General features: G+C 58.2%; 14 protein-coding genes. 5 read left to right on the forward strand and 9 right to left on the reverse strand.

What is annotated here, in order from left to right; translation table 11 throughout:
• Positions 1-61: 61 nt before the first annotated feature.
• The 6 genes from O77CONTIG1_RS09180 to O77CONTIG1_RS09205 form a co-directional block, all read right to left on the reverse strand.
• The gene (locus O77CONTIG1_RS09180) at positions 62-820 is read right to left on the reverse strand and encodes a lipase (protein WP_317134234.1); all 759 of its coding nucleotides are present in this window, start codon (positions 818-820) and stop codon (positions 62-64) included.
• Positions 760-1,656 (reverse strand): alpha/beta fold hydrolase, encoded by an 897-nt coding sequence (locus O77CONTIG1_RS09185; protein WP_068509965.1) that lies wholly within the window; start codon positions 1,654-1,656, stop codon positions 760-762. The genes O77CONTIG1_RS09180 and O77CONTIG1_RS09185 overlap by 61 nt, the downstream gene beginning before the upstream one ends.
• 198 nt (positions 1,657-1,854) lie before the next feature.
• Entirely contained in the window at positions 1,855-4,662 is a 2,808-nt protein-coding gene (locus tag O77CONTIG1_RS09190) for a cation-translocating P-type ATPase (RefSeq protein ID WP_084782427.1), read from the reverse strand.
• A 325-nt stretch (positions 4,663-4,987) separates the two neighbouring features.
• Complete coding sequence (locus tag O77CONTIG1_RS09195; protein ID WP_068509968.1) at positions 4,988-6,034, reverse strand: pseudouridine synthase; 1,047 nt, start codon at positions 6,032-6,034, stop codon at positions 4,988-4,990.
• An 18-nt stretch (positions 6,035-6,052) separates the two neighbouring features.
• Positions 6,053-6,349: an AzlD domain-containing protein gene (locus O77CONTIG1_RS09200; protein ID WP_084782434.1), complete on the reverse strand. Its 297-nt coding sequence runs from the start codon at positions 6,347-6,349 to the stop codon at positions 6,053-6,055.
• Positions 6,350-6,619: 270 nt separating this feature from the next.
• On the reverse strand, positions 6,620-7,003 hold the full coding sequence (locus tag O77CONTIG1_RS09205) for a glutamyl-tRNA amidotransferase (protein WP_068509972.1): 384 nt from the start codon (positions 7,001-7,003) through the stop codon (positions 6,620-6,622).
• Positions 7,004-7,440: 437 nt separating this feature from the next.
• Between O77CONTIG1_RS09205 and O77CONTIG1_RS09210 the strand changes: the two genes are divergently transcribed.
• From O77CONTIG1_RS09210 to O77CONTIG1_RS24385, 3 genes are all read left to right on the forward strand, one after another.
• Positions 7,441-8,310, forward strand: coding sequence for a DUF928 domain-containing protein (locus tag O77CONTIG1_RS09210; RefSeq protein WP_172799657.1), 870 nt, complete (start codon positions 7,441-7,443; stop codon positions 8,308-8,310).
• A 113-nt stretch (positions 8,311-8,423) separates the two neighbouring features.
• Positions 8,424-8,903: a CRR6 family NdhI maturation factor gene (locus tag O77CONTIG1_RS09215; RefSeq protein WP_068509976.1), complete on the forward strand. Its 480-nt coding sequence runs from the start codon at positions 8,424-8,426 to the stop codon at positions 8,901-8,903.
• 49 nt (positions 8,904-8,952) lie between these two features.
• On the forward strand, positions 8,953-9,450 hold the full coding sequence (locus tag O77CONTIG1_RS24385; protein WP_156435090.1) for a hypothetical protein: 498 nt from the start codon (positions 8,953-8,955) through the stop codon (positions 9,448-9,450).
• A gap of 157 nt (positions 9,451-9,607) precedes the next feature.
• On the opposite strand, the gene O77CONTIG1_RS09220 is transcribed toward O77CONTIG1_RS24385, so the two are convergent.
• The gene (locus O77CONTIG1_RS09220; protein WP_068509977.1) at positions 9,608-10,072 is read right to left on the reverse strand and encodes a hypothetical protein; all 465 of its coding nucleotides are present in this window, start codon (positions 10,070-10,072) and stop codon (positions 9,608-9,610) included.
• Positions 10,073-10,204: 132 nt separating this feature from the next.
• Positions 10,205-11,734: a site-2 protease family protein gene (locus O77CONTIG1_RS09225; protein WP_068509980.1), complete on the reverse strand. Its 1,530-nt coding sequence runs from the start codon at positions 11,732-11,734 to the stop codon at positions 10,205-10,207.
• Positions 11,735-12,178: 444 nt separating this feature from the next.
• Here O77CONTIG1_RS09225 and O77CONTIG1_RS09230 point away from each other — a divergent pair, with 444 nt between their 5' ends.
• On the forward strand, positions 12,179-12,868 hold the full coding sequence (locus O77CONTIG1_RS09230; protein ID WP_225894726.1) for an MBL fold metallo-hydrolase: 690 nt from the start codon (positions 12,179-12,181) through the stop codon (positions 12,866-12,868).
• Positions 12,869-12,882: 14 nt separating this feature from the next.
• Here the strand turns inward: O77CONTIG1_RS09230 and O77CONTIG1_RS09235 are convergent, their stop codons facing one another.
• On the reverse strand, positions 12,883-13,707 hold the full coding sequence (locus O77CONTIG1_RS09235) for an HAD family hydrolase (RefSeq protein WP_068509985.1): 825 nt from the start codon (positions 13,705-13,707) through the stop codon (positions 12,883-12,885).
• Positions 13,708-14,265: 558 nt separating this feature from the next.
• Here O77CONTIG1_RS09235 and O77CONTIG1_RS09240 point away from each other — a divergent pair.
• Complete coding sequence (locus O77CONTIG1_RS09240) at positions 14,266-17,187, forward strand: PAS domain S-box protein (protein WP_068509987.1); 2,922 nt, start codon at positions 14,266-14,268, stop codon at positions 17,185-17,187.
• Positions 17,188-17,207 lie beyond the last annotated feature (20 nt).

Here is a 17,207-nt window from a genome sequence, read left to right on the forward strand (position 1 = left end):
TTCGAGGTTTCTGGGAAACGTTGACTTGATTTCCAGCCAAGCGGAAACCCAGTCGCAGGTTTCACGCCAGATATCGCGCCCACTGACTCACAATTTCCGGCGAGCCGTACCAGAGTCGTCCCGGTCGCGGCGAATGAACGACATCCGGCAGGGTAATATTCTCCGCGCCTTCCAGGTGGGCTGCTTCGATGGGCGTAATGCCGTCGCCCCAGCAGCCGCCCACACCGCAGGTCATTTCGTAGCTGCTGTGGGCAAACCAGGCGCCCGGTCGCCGCTGCCCATACACAGCTTTGCCCGCCACGCACACATAGCGCACCTGCGGATAGAATGCGCCCGGATAGTGCGTTTTCACAAAGTCTAGGTTGCGCCGCGTCCAGCGCTCCTGGCTGATGTGGGGGGTGCCCAGGGTGACCAGTGTTGCCACCGATGGATGGGCCTTCCAGAGACAAGACTTGCCCGCGTCGCTGGGGTGAATCTGGTACGGCACTTCGCCCAAATAGATCCGAGCAATCCAGCCGCCTGCGGAATGGCCGACCAAATTGAGGCGATCGCCCCCTGTTTCCTGTTGCACCTGGCGCACCGTCGCATCCAGCTTTTCCAGAATCGGAGTCATCGAGCGGCCGCCCAGCGTTGGCACCCAGTCTCGTCGCCGCAGGGGAACGGTCTTGGCCCAAATGCCCAGCCCTTCGAGCGCCTGCTCCATCTCGCGATAGGGCGCAGCATCGGCAAAGTACCCCGGCAAAATGACGGTTGGCAAGCTCATTCCCGGTTCCCCGCGCTCAACCAGTCCAGCAGCAGCCGATTCACCGTGTCGGGGCACTCGTCGTGGGGGCAGTGGCCGGCCTCCGCAATGGGCGTATACTGCACGCGGTCGGGTTCAGCGGCCGCCAGTTCGCGATAAATTTTGGAGCCTGCAATCGGAGTCCAGGGGTCGGCATCGCCCCATAGCACCAGAATCGGCTGCTGCACATGGGGCAACAGTTCCGCAGGGCTGGGGCCGGGCGGAGCCGTGAGAATTGAGGCAAAGACCTTCTGTGCGCCCGGATCGCAGGAGGGTTCATAGATTAGGTTCACCAGTTCATCGGTGACGGCGGTGTGGTCGCGGTAGACCTGCATGAGGGTGCGGCGAATGCGAGGCTTTTTGCGGACTTGCTCAAACAAAAACGGGCCCACCAGGTCAGAACTGACTAGCTGGGTAAACACGCCCATGACCAGCCGCAGCGGTGGGTTTAGCTCCTCTGGGCGATGGTTCAGCCCGCCTGCTGCGTTGAGCAAAACGACGCGCTGCACTAGGTCGGGATAGTCGGCGGCCATCATCAGGCTGAGCAACGCGCCGATGGAGTTGCCGACGAACACAGCGGGTGCGCCAATGTGTGCCGCCCAAAAGTCTCTCAGCAGATCTTGCCAGAGTTCCAAACTGTAGGCGATCGCCGGTTTACTCGATCCACCAAAGCCCAGCAAATCCAGCGCAAACACACGATAGCCCGCCGCCGCCAGCACAGGGATATTATTTCGCCAGTGCCCAATAGCCGCGCCAAAGCCGTGAATTAGGACAATCGGCTGACCCGTGCCCTGCACAGTGTAGCGGATGGTGTGGCCCTGCCAGTCCCAGTTGAGATGTTCGAGGGGTTGGGGTGCGGTGAGTTGAGAAGTCACAGATAAGAGGCTACGGAGAATATTGAAGTTTTCTTAACTTCTTTTATCATAAAGGCTTTATCGCCCAGCCACGTCCTCACTAGTTTTTGCAACCTTCCCTCTTCCTTCTTCCCTCTTCCTTCTTCCCTCTTCCCTCTTCCCTCTTCCTTTTTCCTTCTTCCCTCTTCCCTCTTCCCTCTTCCCCCTTCCCTCTTCCCCTCATCGCCCAGCCCACTTCCTCACCAGCTTCTGCAACTCTACTGCCCAAAAGCCGATCGTGCTGCCCCCTACGCAGGCCCACAACTCAACGCCTGTAAGCGGCTGAGTTTCAAACCAGCGCTGGAGAACTGGCAGTGTCATCACCAGCATTTGCAGCCCAAAGGTGAGCAGCACTGCGCCTAGCATGGGCTTGTTGCTCAGCAGCCCAATTCGCGCCAGCAGGCGGTTTTCGGAGCGCATCGCCAGGGCCAGCCAGATCCGAGAAAACGCCAGCGTTGCAAACACCATCGTCTGCCAGTTGGGACGGCCCGTAGACCAGGCCCAATAGCCAAAGCCCAGAAACGTAATGCCCATAAGGATGCCGATCCACACAATATCGCGCCCCACGCCCCGGCTAAACACACTTTCGCCTGGTGGATAAGGCGGTCGCTGCATCACATTTTTCTCGGCGGGTTCCACGCTCAGCGCCAGCGCCAGCAGCCCGTCTGCCAGCAGGTTAATCCAGAGAATCTGAATCGGGCGCAGGGGCAGGGGCATGGCGATCAGCGGAGCCAGCAGCATCAGCACCACGCCGCTGACGTTGCCCGTCAGGTTATAGCGGATGAACTTGCGGATGTTGTCGTAGATGACGCGCCCCTCTTCTACTGCCGCAACGATGGTGGAAAAGTTGTCGTTGAGTAGCACCATATCTGCTGCTTCTTTCGCGACATCGGTGCCCGTAATGCCCATTGCCACGCCGATGTCAGCCTTTCGCAGGGCGGGCGCATCGTTTACCCCGTCGCCCGTCATGGAGACAATTTCGCCGCGATTTTTCAGGGCTTCCACAATCTTTAGCTTTTGCTGTGGTGAGACGCGAGCATAGACCGACACCTCGCCCACCTGCTGCTCTAGTTCCTCGGTGGAAAGCTGGTTGAGCTGCTGCCCGGTCAGGTATTTGTCGTTGGTGGCAATTTCCAGATCGCGGGCGATGGTGCGGGCCATCAGGGGATGGTCGCCCGTGATCATGACCGTGCGGATGCCTGCTGCGTTGCAGGTTTGCACGGCGGCTTTGGCTTCGGGGCGAGCCGGATCGAGCATTCCCACCAGCCCTACCATCACCAGGTCTTGCTCGACTTCTAGTTCCTGACCAAGGGGCGGCAGCTCGTTGAGCAAGCGAAAGGCCACGCCGAGGACGCGAGTGCCCATACTAGCCAGCCGGTCGTTATCTTGCAAAATGCGATCGCGCATGTTGGCATCAAGCGGCTTTTGCCCGTTGTCCCAAACGTGGGTAGACACCTCTAGCATTCCGTCGATCGCCCCTTTGGTGAGGGCAATGTAGGGGGCATTGGGCAGCTTGACTAGGCTCAGCACCAGCTTGCCCACATCGGAAGACTCCCACCCCTGGCGATCGCCCCACTGGTGGATCGTCGTCATCCGCTTGCGGTCGGAATCAAACGGTGCTTCGGACACGCGGGGCAGCAGCACTTCTAGTTCTTCTTTGCTCAGGCCTAGACGATCGGCTGCGACCACTAGGGCGATTTCTGTCGGGTCGCCCAGGGCCTTGTCGTTGCCATTCTCATCTTCTTTGACCAGGGCGTTGTTGCAGAGGGCGCTGCCGCCCAGCGTCAGGGCGATCGGCGCACTCAGCGGCACGCCATCGCCAGGGCGAAAGATGGACTTATTGCCATCTAGCCGGGAGGTAATTTCGGCAAAGGATTCGCGCAGTTCCACCTGTTCGCCGGCCAGCGCCAGGATTTTCACCGTCATGCGGTTTTCCGTCAGCGTGCCCGTTTTGTCGGAGCAGATCGTGGTGACGGAGCCGAGGGTTTCTACCGCAGGCAGCTTGCGGATCAGGGCTTGCCGCTTCAGCATCCGCCGAGAGCCGATGGCCAGGGCGATCGTCACCACGGCAGGCAGACCTTCGGGAATAATCGCCACGGCCAGGCTGACCGCCGTCAGGAACAGATCTTCTACATTGCCGCCCCGCGCCAGACCAACAGCAAACATGAGGGCCACCAGCGCCAGAGCCGCAACTGCCAGCCGTTTGCCCAGTTGGTCGAGTCGCTTTTGCAGCGGCGTTTGTTCCGCCTCTACCGACTGGATCGAGTCGGCAATTTTGCCCAGTTCTGTGTTCATGCCCGTTGCGACGACTAAGCCGCGCCCGCGCCCATAGGTGACGACCGTGCCCATGTAGACCATGTTGCGGCGATCGCCCAATGGCAAGTCTTGCCCGTCAATCTTCGCCACCTGCTTTTCTACCGACTCTGACTCGCCCGTAAAGGCAGCTTCCTGAGTCCGCAGGTTGGTGCTTTCTAGCAGGCGACAGTCTGCCGGAACCTGGTCGCCGTCCTCAAGCTGCACAATGTCGCCTACCACCAGTTCTCGCGCCAAGATCTGCTGCCACTCGCCATCGCGCCGCACCCGCGCCTTGGGAACCGCCATTTTTCTCAGCGCTGCAAACTCTTTGCCGGCCCGATATTCTTGCGTGAAGCCCAGCACCGCGTTGAACACCACGATCGCCAGAATCGCCAGCGCGTCTTCAAAATCGCCCAGCAGCGCCGAGGCGATCGCCGCCACAATCAGCACCACCACGGTCGTTGCGGTGATCTGTTCCCACAGCATCCGCAGCACGCTTTTGGGTGGCGGCTCGGCCAGTTCATTTGCGCCATTTTGAGAGAGGCGATCGCTTGCTACAGACTGACTCAGCCCCGTGCGTGGATCGGTTCCAAGCTGGCTCAGCGCTTCCTGCGGCTCCAGCGCATACCATCGCGTCTCCTCTCCAGTTCTCGTTCGCTCCAGCGCATGATCCGGTCGATTGCCTTTATTCATGGAAAGCCTGCACCATTTGCCCTATTGGCAGTAGACGTTAGTTCAAGAAGTTATTCGAGAAGTCGGTTCGAGGCGCTAAGAAAACGGATACCACCCTACTGAAGTCAGGACTACAACACCCCTACGAACGGGAATTAGGGCGACTGAAGTCACCACTACGAACAGTGAGGAGGGATGGCGGCTGCCTGATCTGGCAACGTCATGGTATCTGACACTCATATCTCATAGCATCAATCCGCATTCATAGCATCAATCAGCAGATTGAGGGAGTATTTGACAAGTCATGGCTCAAACAATTGGGTGTGAAACAGGCGTGCCCCATCGTTCAACGGCGTGCAAATGGGGCGGGAACCGTGAACGTCATCGGCTGCGTGTGGGTGGGGTGCAAAAACGTGAGCTGGTGGGCATGCAGGCAATAGCCACAGTCGCCCGGCGCAGGCAGTTTTTCGGCAGGTTCGGTTTGGGAGTTAGGCAGACGGGGCGTGCCATCGGGAAGGTAGAGCGGGTCGCCCAGCAGGGGATAGCCCACCGTCGCCAGGTGAATGCGAATCTGGTGGGGGCGGCCAGTGAGGATGGTCATCTCGACGAGGGTGCGATCGCCCCACCGCTGCAACACCTGCCCTTCACTGTAGGCCGGTAAACCATCGGACATAGCGCCATACACGTATCCGAGAACCGGATGGCGCAATTTTCCGATGGGCTGAGTGATTGTAAAGCGATTGGGCAGATCAGTAGCGCCAATTAGCGCAAGATAGGTTTTTTGCAAGGGGCGATCGCCCAAATCTCCAGTCCGACGCACATCATCCGTATGCCAGCCCGAATATAAGTGTGAATGTATTGGAGAGCGTAAGTGCGAATGCGACTCTGCAAGCGATTTCAACAAGATCTCCGCCTGCTGCGTCTGGTCGCGCATCTGCTGGCTGAGGCTAGACCTGGCAGCGGGCGATCGCGCCAGCAGCAACAGGCCAGACGTGCCCCGCCCCAAGCGATGCACGGGTGTTGGCGGGTTCTGTGGATAGCGCTGCTGCAACTGACCCAGCAGCGTATGCTGCAAAAAGCCGCCCCCCGGCAGCACAGGCAAGCCCGACGGCTTGGCCACCACCAGCACGTCCGTATCTTCATGCAAAATGTCGAACTCTAGCGGTACGTCGGGTTCCTGCCACGGGGGGCGGTGATAGGCAAGCTGCTGCCCCAAACACAGCAAATCCTCCGCTAGGGCACACTGTCCATTTACCAAAATCTGTCCTTGGGCAATGCGGCTTTGCCACTCGTCGCGGCTGGAGTGTGGATAGCGCTGGCTGTAATAATCCAAGAGCGATCGCCCCACGTCGCGCTGCGTCACCTGCTCCCGATAGACCCAACCCTGGTTCATCAATCGCGCTGCAAGCCGCTAAGCAAAGGACGAAACCGCCCCAAACACCACACATCCCAGCAAAATGCACACCGCCAGCGGCCACTTGCACAGCGCCCCACTCACCACCGCCAGCGTCGCCAGAATCGTCGCCACCGTTTCTAAGGGCTGGCTCCCCAGACCCATTACGCTCGCTGCTGCCATCGCCAAAATCACCGCCAGCGGCAGATAGGTCAGCCACCGGGTGGGAACCCACTGTTCGGGCAGCCATACGCCCGCTGTTCGCATGAGAAATGTGCCAATACCTGCAAGCAGGATGAGGAGGGGGAGGGACATACAAGGATGAGAGATAAGACCAAGATGGGGTGTGGTGTTGATTTTGGATTTTGGATTGGCGATTTTGGATTGGCGATTTTGGATTGGCGATTTTGGATGGCCAGTCCGAGTGTCTACAGGGCTTTCAGCGACTCGGCTTTCAGCAATTTATTTACAGCAGCATTTGGAAGGACTGGTATGAGGCGCAAGGTCGGCGCTCTCCTCATCCTATTACCTCTCCAAGTCTTCAACCCAAAATCCAAAACCCAAAATCTAAAATCCCTCACTTCATCAATCTGTCCGTTCCATATATGCTCGCCACCCGCCATACTCCGTAATTTCCCGTTGCCCTTCGCACAGGTACGGCTCTCCTAGCACACCCAGCACGTCTTCGCCGTCGTCTAGCCTAAGGCGGCCGATGCAGAGGCCGGGGGGTTCTTGCAGCAGGAGTAGACCCAGACCGTCTAGGGGAACCTCCCAGACTTCGACGGCGATCGCCCGGCCGCCCTCGCGCACCCGCAGCATCGCTGGATGGCGATCGCCAATGCTCCACAGGCGATAGGCAGGCTCCGTTTTGGCTTCGCGGACGAAGATAGCTCCCACCGCAAGCAGATTGCCATTGAGCGCCAGCCCCCGCATCAGCGTTCCATTAACCGCAAGGAGAATTCGTTGCATAGGATACTGTGGCTCTCTTCAAGGTTTTCTCTAAGATCCCAGCATTTATCCAGGGCTTAACGGATGTTTGTGGCAGAATAGCGGACTGACCTCACCAACTCTTAGCAGAACTTTTGGCAGAACTTTTGGCAGAATAGGGCTGGCGGGGATTATTCCCAATGCGAATTTATTCTGGAAGCTGGCGATCGCCCCCTCACTCGATTTCACTATTCGCCCGCCTCATTCTTAGTCGCCCGATCACTCTTAGTTGTCCGAGTAGCAGAATAGTTCCAAAAAGCACTTGCAACGCTTGCACCCTGAAACGCACTAGTGCTATGTCAGAGCTAGAAATTAGGTTGGTAGTAAGCGCTTTAGCGCTGAAGCACTTACTACGAGCCAAGGTATCACCCTAAAACTAAACCATGACGCTGCACTAGCCCCTTGAACCGATGAATCAAATGCGGATTTTTTTATCACCCTCTACGCTGCTCGTGGCGCTGTTGGGCGCGGGAATTGTCTCCGAAAGCAGCACTGCTGAGGCGCGGGTTTTCCAAAATGCTGCGCCACGTTCCGTCTTGGACTCGTCTGCGCTATCCCGTCCGGCCTTCGACCCGCCCGTTCAGATCGCGCAGCTAGGGTTTAGCGTGCGGCAGTCTCGCCCCGTCCGCAATCGCATTGGCGGCATCACGCGGGGCGGCCAGGCGTGCAGTCCCGATGGAGCAACAGTGGTGCGGCTGCTGCCCCTGGTGCCGCCCACCGACCCGACTGCTGTCGAGCAGGGCAAGATCAACATTGAGCCAACAGTTTCCGAGCAGCCGATGGTGTTTGTGTATGTGCCGCAAACGGTGGCTCGGCAGGCGCAATTTTCGGTGGCGATCGCCACGGATACCCCTTCTGGGCGCACGGTAGAAGAAACGCTCTATGAATACCGCCTGCCACTACCCCAACAGCCCAGTGTTATTGGCATTCCGCTGCGGCCGCTGGACGAAGGACGGCTCTATCGCTGGGTGTTTCAACTCCAGTGCGACCCGACGGGCGATCGCTCTGGAGATGCGCTGACAGACGGCTGGCTCCAGCGAGTCGCCCCCAACAGCAGTCTCTCACTGCGGCTCAACCGCGCCACACCGCAAGAACTGCCCGCCCTCTACGCCCGGTCGGGACTGTGGCAAGACACGATAACCAGCCTGGGAACCCTGCGAGCCGCCACGCCTGGTGATGCAGCCCTGCTTGCCGACTGGGCCAGCCTGCTGACCTCTATCAGGCTAGACGACCTGGCCAACGTGCCGCTGCTATTTCCCCCGGTGGAATCCCGCTCCCTGCAAGAATAAGACCAGAATCAGAAACGCTGGGATGGCAGTTCTTTAGGCTTGCCCGATTACCCGCGTTGACTGCAAACGTAAAAGCAATAAACATTCTGCCAGTCCCCTCGCCCTGTCCCACTATGTCCTCCGTTCTCACGATCACGGCCGACCAGATCAATCGCCTAGACCTTTCTCCTGCGACGGCGGCGATCGCCCCTTGGCTGGCTCAGCAGCCCAGCGCCGCGGCCCAGCCCAGCCTCCAACTCCAGTTCAAGATCGACATTCCCCGCGATCCCGACGACCCGCGAGAGCTGTCGGAAATCCCGGAGGTGCGCCTGTGGTTTGTGCGGCTGGATGCGAGCTATCCCTGGCTGCCGCTGGTGCTGGACTGGGAAGCGGGCGAATTGGGGCGCTATGCGGCGATGCTGGTGCCGCACGAGTTTAGCCGCACCGAGGGCATTCGGTTCAACCCGGAGGCGCTGGAGCTGTTTGTAATGAGCAAGATCTTTGCTGTGGCGGACTGGATGCAGCAGCACGGCGGCATCAGCCCCACCCGACTCAAGTTTATGACCCAACTGCTGGGCTATGAGCTAGAGGACGATTTTTTTGCGCTGCTCTAGGCTGCTTGCGTGCATGGTGGCAGGGCGGTGCTGCATGACCAGACCAGTCATGCTTTTAGTCACACTTGCAGCCCGGCGGTCTTTTGCAGGCACACTGGACAGGCACAGCCTGAGTGATGCTGAAGGGCAAGGCGGCGGAAATCGCCTGGCGCAGCTCAGATTCAGCCTGAGTCAGATGATTTCCAAATCTTTCAGCCGCGCATTCGCAGCCACTGAGGGCATATCACCAGCATATTCCTTACTGCATATTTCTTATCTAAGTGAGCCGATGAACCTCTTGGATAAACCTCTGCGCGATTCGTCCTGCACACAGGCAGCGCCAACGTACTTTACGCTCCGTAGCAAAATTTGGCTTGCGCCGAGCAAACGTATCCTGTACGAGCGTTCCTCAAGCTGTCAAGCAGTGAAATTTCCACTGATCGCAGCTTGTTTTCTTCCCGAAAATCTGGCCGTTTCGTCGTTTATGGCATTGGCCGATGGTCGCAGCACTCACCAACGCCTGACCCGTAGACAGGCTAAGCTGTGTCGGGGCTTTGCCTATTGGTGAAGTGCTGCGCTGTTTGCGGCGAGAGGTGCGAGCTAAAGTGAACAAGCACTAACGTAGAGGTTTTGGGTTTGGGTAAGACACCCGCTCAGGCAAAACCCCAAAATTTAAACCCCAAAATTCAAACTCCAAAATCCAGCCTCGCAGACTGGGTATTGCCTCAGTGGGGATGTTGCCCCTTGTGGGCGGCGGCCCGCTCTTTGGCCAGCCGATCCACCGTTTCGCCTAGGGCGGCCGTCAGGCTCTTGCGGGTTTGGTCGTGGTCGGTCTGCTCGGCCCGGAGCGCTTGGGCCAGGCGATCGCACTCTACTAGAGCTTGCGCCAGGGCTTGCTGCAACGATTCCAGCGTATTCAGACTGGCGATTTTTTGGGCGATCGCCGGGGGCACGTCGCCATTGAGTTGGGGTAGAGGGTTGCTCTGGGTCATTTGCAGGCGCTCTTTCAGATCGGCGATCGCCTGCTGTGACAGCTTGGTTTCGGTGCGCCGCTGCTGAGCCTCGGTTTCGTATAGCCGCCGCCAGTTGGCCGCACTGCTCAGCGCCTCGTCTCGCTCTTTATAGGCGCTCTCCAGCTTGTGCTGCAAATGCTTAATTTCAGCTAACCACTGCCGGACATCCTGACTCATGACTCAACGGCTCCTCCAACCTGAGTAGTAAATGAGTGAACAAAAAGAAGACGGACATCGCCTTGTTTAATCAACGGGCAGTGCAGCATCAAAACCGCAAAGAACTAAAACCAACTAGGGTACACCAATTTTCTATCCAGCGATACCCAAGAGCTGTGCCAAACTGGGCGGCGGCGGCAGCAAGATGACGATCAGCAGCGTCAGTGCAGCCAGCCCCAAAAAGTCGCGCAGGTTGTCCAATTCGCTCACATCATTGAGCGTTGGCGCATCCACCGCAGGTAGTAAAAATAACAGCACCGCCCACAGCAGGAGTTCTTGCTGCACCAGCGACAGCAGCAACACCAGCAGTCGCGCTACCTGCCCGATCAAAGCGCCCATCCGCTGACCAAACATGGCATGAACAATCTGCCCGCCATCCAGTTGTCCCACAGGCATCAGGTTGAGCGCTGTGATCACGATCCCAATGCACCCCGCTACGGCCACCGGATGCAGCCGCAGTGCCGTATCTGCGGTAAACGCGCTACCCAGCGCCAGCTTGCTCAGCACCGCCAGCAGCAGCGAACCGTGGGGATTAAACGACTCGAACCGGAAAATACCCGACTCGGCGGTGCGTTGAATCGGCTGCGACTGCGCCAGCCCCCACAGCAAGATCGGCAGGCTGATCAAAAAACTGACCATTGAACCCGTTAGCCCGATGTCGAACAGGGCACGACGATGGGGAACGGGCGATCGCCGCTGGAGCAGCGCCCCAAACGTACCGAAGGGAAACACCGCCATCGGCGGCACAGGGATGAAGTAGGGATAGGACACCCGCAGCCCATAGCGACGCGCTACCCAGAAATTTGCCAGTTCCCGCCCGCCCAAAATCAGCAGAATGGCGATCGCATAGGGCAGCCCCGTCAACAGTGTCGGCAGGTCGAAGCTGAGATTGCTGGCCAGCGGCTCATCTGCGGCTGCACCTGTGGTAAAGCGCTCCATCAGGATTGCCCCGCCCAGGCAAGTGGTCAGCAGCGTGGCCGCAAACAATCCGAGCGATCGCCCCAGTCGTCGTTCGGGTTTTCCGTCCGCTTGGTCTGCTGGGTCGCGCTGGGCCTGGGCATTGGGCACGAGGGCAAAGAAGGGTTTGCCGTTCAGCCCTTCTTGAAACAACACCAGGAAGCGATCGCCAAACTGAGCTTCAATATTCTCGCGAATCGTGCGATACGCCACCTCCGGCGAACTCCGCAACTGTCCGCGACAGATCAGCGCCTGCGGCCGATACTCCAAATTCTGTAAGTAATAGACTGACCAGGGAAAGCAATTTTGCAACGTGGCTTCTTCCTGTCGATCAATCGGGCGCAGTGGCGCTTTGGGGTCTGGCTCTGGCTGTTGCGGAGATGGCTCGGCAGCGGCCTCGGCTGTGGCGGGTCGAGGCGGGCGGCCCCACTGCACCAGTAGCCAATACAGCACCGGGCTAATCAAAAATGGCCCAAACAGTAGCGCTGCGGGAATTCGAGCATCTGGCCCATTCAGCAAAATCCATCCCGTCCAGACTAGCGCAGGCAGCATCATCACCAGCCATAGCAGCCAGATGGGGATGCGCGTGATACTGGACACGCTTCTCTGCACGATGTAGTAGGTAAATAGCCCAGTGATGCTGAGCAGCAGCAGCCAGAAAATCATAATGGGCTTCTCAGAAGCAGTAAAAAAACGCTTGTGAGCTTTCAAAGCTCTGGTAGACTCAATGGTTTAACTTGCGGTTTTCACGGGTAGATCTCCAGGATACTCTGGATTCCTCGGTCTCGTGAAACACGATTCGAGTCACGCCAGGGTAGAAAAACAAATCGTTTGAGCTAATTTTAAGGATTCCGAGCGCGATGCGCGTTCCGTCTTTAGGCTTCCCAGAAGAAGGGTCTCGCCAACCCACTGCTTTGGCTGCCCAGATTCCACGCGCTGCGCCTAAGCCCCCCAAGGATTGCTGGAAACTACAAAAGATTGTAAAAAGACTGCAAAAAATTGCGAAAACCTTTGAAAGGCTGCAAAAAATCGCCTGGGCGTGCATCCCTCGCCGCTTCGCTCGCAGCTTAGTCCTTAAAATTCCATTGCTACTATCCTAATTTTTACCCTATGTCTATTACGTCTATGGCTGCTCGTCCTGCTGCCACCAAGCCGCCGCGCCTCGTGCTGCCGGAGATCTGGGCGTTTGCACCCAATCGGGATGCCCTCGGCGGCACGGCCTATCTGCTGCAAACTCCCGACGGCAACCTGCTGATCGATTGCCCTACCTGGGACGACACCACCCGCCAAGCCTTGGGAGAATTGGGCGGTGTGCGCTGGCTGGTGCTGACCCATCGGGGGGCGATCGCCCATGTCTCTGACTTCCACAAAAGCTACGGCTGCGAAATCCTGATCCAGGAACAGGAAGCCTACCTGCTGCCGGGGCTGCCTGTCACGCCGTTTCAGCAGGAGCATGAGATCAGCCCTGCCGTTCAAATCCTCTGGACACCCGGTCATTCCCCTGGTTCCGCCTGTGTGTACACCCCGATGCAGGGCGGTGTGCTGTTTTCCGGTCGGCATCTGCTGCCCAATCGCCAGGGCAATCCCGTGCCACTGCGCCTGTCCAAGACCTTTCACTGGCCGCGCCAGCTCCGCAGTGTCGAAAAATTGCGCGATCGCTTTTCATCCGACACGCTCCAGCATCTCTGTCCGGGCGCAAACCTCGGCTTCCTGCGCGGCCAGCCCACCATCACCCCCGCCTACGAAAGGCTCGCCGCCCTCGACCTCAATGCCCTCCGCACCCAGCCTCCCGGCTTGTAGGTTGGGAAAATGCCTTAGTTGCTGAGCGATGAACCGACCCAGCCGGGAAACGCTCCGGCAAATTGCGCCAGAGAGATCAGGTGAATTTGCGGGTCTTGCTGGGCGGTGTCGCGCTCAGCGGCGGTGTTGTAGCCCCAATCTGCCAGAAATAGCTGGACGGCTGCCAAATCGGGCTGGAGCTGAATCGCTTGCAGCGTCTTCAGGCGATCTTCTACAAACCAGATGGTGGGCGATGTGCCGTCTTGTGTGTGCTGTTGGAGCAGGTCACGCAGGGTTTGCGCCTTGGGCTGGCGAATTTCTTTACCAATCAGGCGATCGCCCGGAAAGTCCACCCCCTGCTGCGCCAAAAGCTGCCGAATAAAGCGCGATTCCTTGGTGCTGATGATATATACATCCACGTCACTGCGAAGCACCTGCGCCACCCGTTCCACCACGCCCGGATAAAACCGATGCTGGGCTAGCCAGGTGTCCAGATCGGCGGCGATCCACTCGTCGCGGCTGCCATCTAGGGCGGCGCTGAGGTCGGCCGGGTTCAGCCCTTCCCGCTCGATCTGTTGCTTAGCCAGCGTGCCCCAGGTTGCCAGGATCTCGTCCTCGGAGATGCCCTGCAAGAGCGATCGCACGATCAGCGGCATTTCCCAGCCCGTTTCCACCACGGGCCGCGTACGATAGAACGATTCCGCCAGTCCCGCAGGCGGCGTTTTCTCCTCTGGCGACCAGATGCGGCAATAGCCCCGCCACGCCGTTTGAAAATACTCGATTATGCCATCACACAGCACCCCGTCAAAGTCGAGCGCCAACAGCGTCGGCATGGCATCGGCTAGCACAGGAATAGACATAGGGCTTACCAGAGAGATGACGGGTTGAAGCAGCCTGGGCTTGCGGACAGTCGCAATATGCTGGGTTTGTCACGAAACCAGAACGCTACGCCGAAAGCGACCGGATGCAAACTCAAGCGTCAGTCTATCGCAGATGAAATTGGGCATTGCGTAGTCAGGCAAACTGTGTTGAGCCAAAACTCATGGCAAAGTAGGAGAAATTCGTTGATTTTAAGCTATGTGGGTGTTAAGTCGAGGTCAATTTTGATTTAAGGATCGACATTAAGGATCAATCAAGGTGCTGTGTGCGAATGCTGCGGAAGCGGGCGATTTGGGCTGGCTGAGGGCTGTTGGTCACCGGGCGATCGCCCCAGAACAGCAAGAACGGCTCGCGATTCTTTAGAACTGCAAGCGCAGCGCAAAGCTTCAGAACCTCGCAAAACGCTGTAAAATCTGAAGTCTTCGCTTTGAATTCTGGAGTGACGCAGCCAGAGCTTGTAGATTAAAAGGCTATTCGGAATTATCGAAACGTGGTCGAATAATTGCCGGAGGTTTGGCAAACAAACCCCTCTCTGCGCTATGGTTTCTGGGCTTGACTATCTTCGGGCACTGCGAGACTGCTGCCAAGACGAAGCCGCCTTTGAGCGGTTAAAGGTGCTGCTCAACCTGGCAGATGGCTCTGCACAGTTACCTCTAGACGCTCATTCTGCGGAACAGCGCTATCGCGCCATGCTGGATGCCATTCCCGATCTGATGTTTCGGCTCGATCGTCAGGGTTATTATCTAGATTTTGAGGGCAAGCAGGTGCTGACGCTGCCCCGCGAGGCAATTATTGGCAAGCACGTCACTGAGATTCTACCGCCGGATGTGGCGGAGGTCTGTTTGGCGGCGATCCGGCGGACGCTGGAAACAGGGCAGCTACAGACCTGCGCTTACCAGCTTTGGGTGGATGGAGCATTACGAGACTATGAGGCGCGGCTAGTGGTAAGTGGAAAAGACGAGGTGCTGTCGGTGGTGCGGGATGTGACCGAGCGCCAGCGCGTAGAGACAGATTTGCAGACGAGTGAAGATCGGCTCCGCTGCTTTTTTGAAGCGACCTTTGAGGCGGTGATCATTCACAACTTTCAGCAGATTTTGGACGTGAACCCGGCAGCGGTGGAACTGCTGGGATACTCGGCAGACGAGCTGATTGGGATGCCCGTGATTGATCTGATCGCGCCAGAGTCGCGGGAGATGGTGCGCGAAAAGTGGCGATCGCTCACCCATCCCGACGATTCTTACAGCTACGAGGCGACGGGCATCCGCAAAGACGGCAGCCGCTTCTTTGGTGTGGTGTTTGCCAAAGGGATTGAATATCGCGGTCAGCAGGCGCGGGTCGCCAGCATTCGCAACATCACCGCCCGCAAGCAAGCCGAGCTGCGCTATCAGGCGATGCTCAACGCGATTCCCGACCTGATGTTTCGGATTAACCTGGACGGGATTTATCTCGACTGCAAAGCCGAGCATGACAGCGACCTGCTGATTCCCGCCAGCAGCATGGTGGGCAAATCCATCTATGACGTGCTGCCCCACGACGTGGCAGAGCAGCGGATGGAGTTTGTGCGGCGGGCGATCGCCACGGGCGCAATCCAGGTCTTTGAATATCAACTGCGGCTCAAGCATCCGTCGAAATATGCGGATGCCCAAAAGGATTGCGACCCCTATCTACGAGACTATGAAGCGCGGGTCGTGGTCAGCGGCGAAGATGAAGCGCTGGTCATCGTGCGCGACATCAGCGATCGCAAAAAATCCGAAGCAGCGCTGCGCCAGTCCGAAGAAAAATTCTCCAAAGCCTGGCGCTCTAGCCCCAACCCCATGAGCATCGCCACACTACTGGGTGGACAGATGATCGACTGCAACGACGGCTTTTTGGAGGTGATGGGCTATCGTCGCGATGAGGTGATCGGGCGGCAGGTGCATGACCTGAAGCTGTGGGCCCGACCGGGCGATCGCGACAAAATGGTCGCCATGCTCCAGCGCGATGGCTCGGTACATAACCTCGAACACTACTTCTGCACCCGCAGCGGCGAAGTCCGCGAGGGGCTATTTTCTGCTGAGATTATTGAGATCAACGGCGAACAATGCCTGATCGACACCATCGTAGACATTACCGAGCTAAAGCTGGCCCAGGCGCAACTGCTGGCCGCCACCGAGCGCGATCGCCTGCTGGGAGAAATCGCCCTCCGCATCCGCCAGTCGCTTGATCTGGAGCAAATCCTGAATACCACAGTGGAAGAAGTACGGCGAGTCCTCAAGGCCGATCGCGTCACCATTGGTCTAGATCTGGAAGATCGGCGCGGACAGATTGTAGCAGAATCGGTTGATTCGCGCTGGCGCTCGATGAAAGGGTTAATCATCGAAGATACAGCGTATCTCGAAGAAACGCGGCGGGGTTTTACCCAGCACGAGGTCGCAGTGGTGAACGAGGTAGCCACTAGCAACCATCCCCGCGCCACCAGAGCGCTGACGGAGTTTCAGGTGCAGGCGTGGCTGGCGGTTCCCATCATGCTCGACAACGACTTTTTTGGGCTGCTGGTGGTCGATCAATGCGACGGCCCCCGCCAGTGGCAATCTGAAGAAATCGAGTTTTTGGCGCAACTGGGCACCCAGGTCAGCATCGCCATTCAGCAGTCCAAGCTCTATGAGCAGGTGCGCGAACTCAACACCGGGTTAGAGCAAAAGGTGCGCGAACGAACGCTAGAGTTACAACAGAAGAACGAGGAACTGCTGGAGCTGAACGCGCTTAAGGACGAGTTTTTGAACGCCTTTTCTCACGACCTGCGAACGCCCGTGATGGGCATCTCGCTGGTGATCAACAACCTGCTGAACCAGCCAGGAGATACGATTCCCCTTAGCCGCGCCATGCTGGAGCGAATGCTGCAAAGCAATGATTACCAGCTTCAGTTGATTAAGTCGCTGCTGGAGGCGCACTCGGCCGAAACGCGGGGCGTGACGCTGAACTACGAGCTGGTGCAGTTGAGCCTGCTGGTTCAGGTGATTGCCGAAGACCTGGAGCCGCTGGTCGCCAAAAACCACGCCACGCTGCGAAACGAGGTGCCGCCCGATTTGCCGCTGGTGAATGCCGACTCGATGCAGATTCGGCGCGTGTTTGAAAACCTGATCACCAACGCGCTGAACCACAATCCCCCTGGCATTTGCATTACGATCAACGCTGCGGTCGAGGGCGATCTGATCCGCTTTACGATTCAAGACGACGGCGTGGGCATGGCTCCCGAAACGTGCGATCGCCTCTTTACTCGCTATAGCCGGGGGCCAAACTCGCGTCATTCCACGGGTGTCGGGCTAGGGCTATACCTGGCGCGGCAAATCATCACCGCCCACGGCGGACAGATTGGCGTGACCAGCACCCCCGGCAATGGTGCAACCTTCTGGCTGACGCTGCCGCTGGCCATTCCCCCTGGCGCAAACCCGACACCAGAAGATGAATTAGATGTGAATTAGATGTGAATTAGATGGAGTTA

It is taken from the genome of Leptolyngbya sp. O-77, assembly GCF_001548395.1.
Lineage (GTDB): Bacteria > Cyanobacteriota > Cyanobacteriia > Elainellales > Elainellaceae > Thermoleptolyngbya.

What these genes read in the sequence shown, in the direction of transcription:
- O77CONTIG1_RS09205 (WP_068509972.1), bottom strand. Translation starts at nt 7,003, where the DNA reads ATGCAACGAATTCTCCTTGCGGTTAATGGAACGCTGATGCGGGGGCTG.
- O77CONTIG1_RS09235 (WP_068509985.1), bottom strand. Translation starts at nt 13,707, where the DNA reads ATGTCTATTCCTGTGCTAGCCGATGCCATGCCGACGCTGTTGGCGCTC.
- O77CONTIG1_RS09220 (WP_068509977.1), bottom strand. Translation starts at nt 10,072, where the DNA reads ATGAGTCAGGATGTCCGGCAGTGGTTAGCTGAAATTAAGCATTTGCAG.
- O77CONTIG1_RS09210 (WP_172799657.1), top strand. Translation starts at nt 7,441, where the DNA reads ATGCGGATTTTTTTATCACCCTCTACGCTGCTCGTGGCGCTGTTGGGC.
- O77CONTIG1_RS24385 (WP_156435090.1), top strand. Translation starts at nt 8,953, where the DNA reads ATGCTTTTAGTCACACTTGCAGCCCGGCGGTCTTTTGCAGGCACACTG.
- O77CONTIG1_RS09230 (WP_225894726.1), top strand. Translation starts at nt 12,179, where the DNA reads ATGTCTATTACGTCTATGGCTGCTCGTCCTGCTGCCACCAAGCCGCCG.
- O77CONTIG1_RS09225 (WP_068509980.1), bottom strand. Translation starts at nt 11,734, where the DNA reads ATGATTTTCTGGCTGCTGCTGCTCAGCATCACTGGGCTATTTACCTAC.
- O77CONTIG1_RS09200 (WP_084782434.1), bottom strand. Translation starts at nt 6,349, where the DNA reads ATGTCCCTCCCCCTCCTCATCCTGCTTGCAGGTATTGGCACATTTCTC.
- O77CONTIG1_RS09190 (WP_084782427.1), bottom strand. Translation starts at nt 4,662, where the DNA reads ATGAATAAAGGCAATCGACCGGATCATGCGCTGGAGCGAACGAGAACT.
- O77CONTIG1_RS09195 (WP_068509968.1), bottom strand. Translation starts at nt 6,034, where the DNA reads ATGAACCAGGGTTGGGTCTATCGGGAGCAGGTGACGCAGCGCGACGTG.
- O77CONTIG1_RS09215 (WP_068509976.1), top strand. Translation starts at nt 8,424, where the DNA reads ATGTCCTCCGTTCTCACGATCACGGCCGACCAGATCAATCGCCTAGAC.
- O77CONTIG1_RS09240 (WP_068509987.1), top strand. Translation starts at nt 14,266, where the DNA reads ATGGTTTCTGGGCTTGACTATCTTCGGGCACTGCGAGACTGCTGCCAA.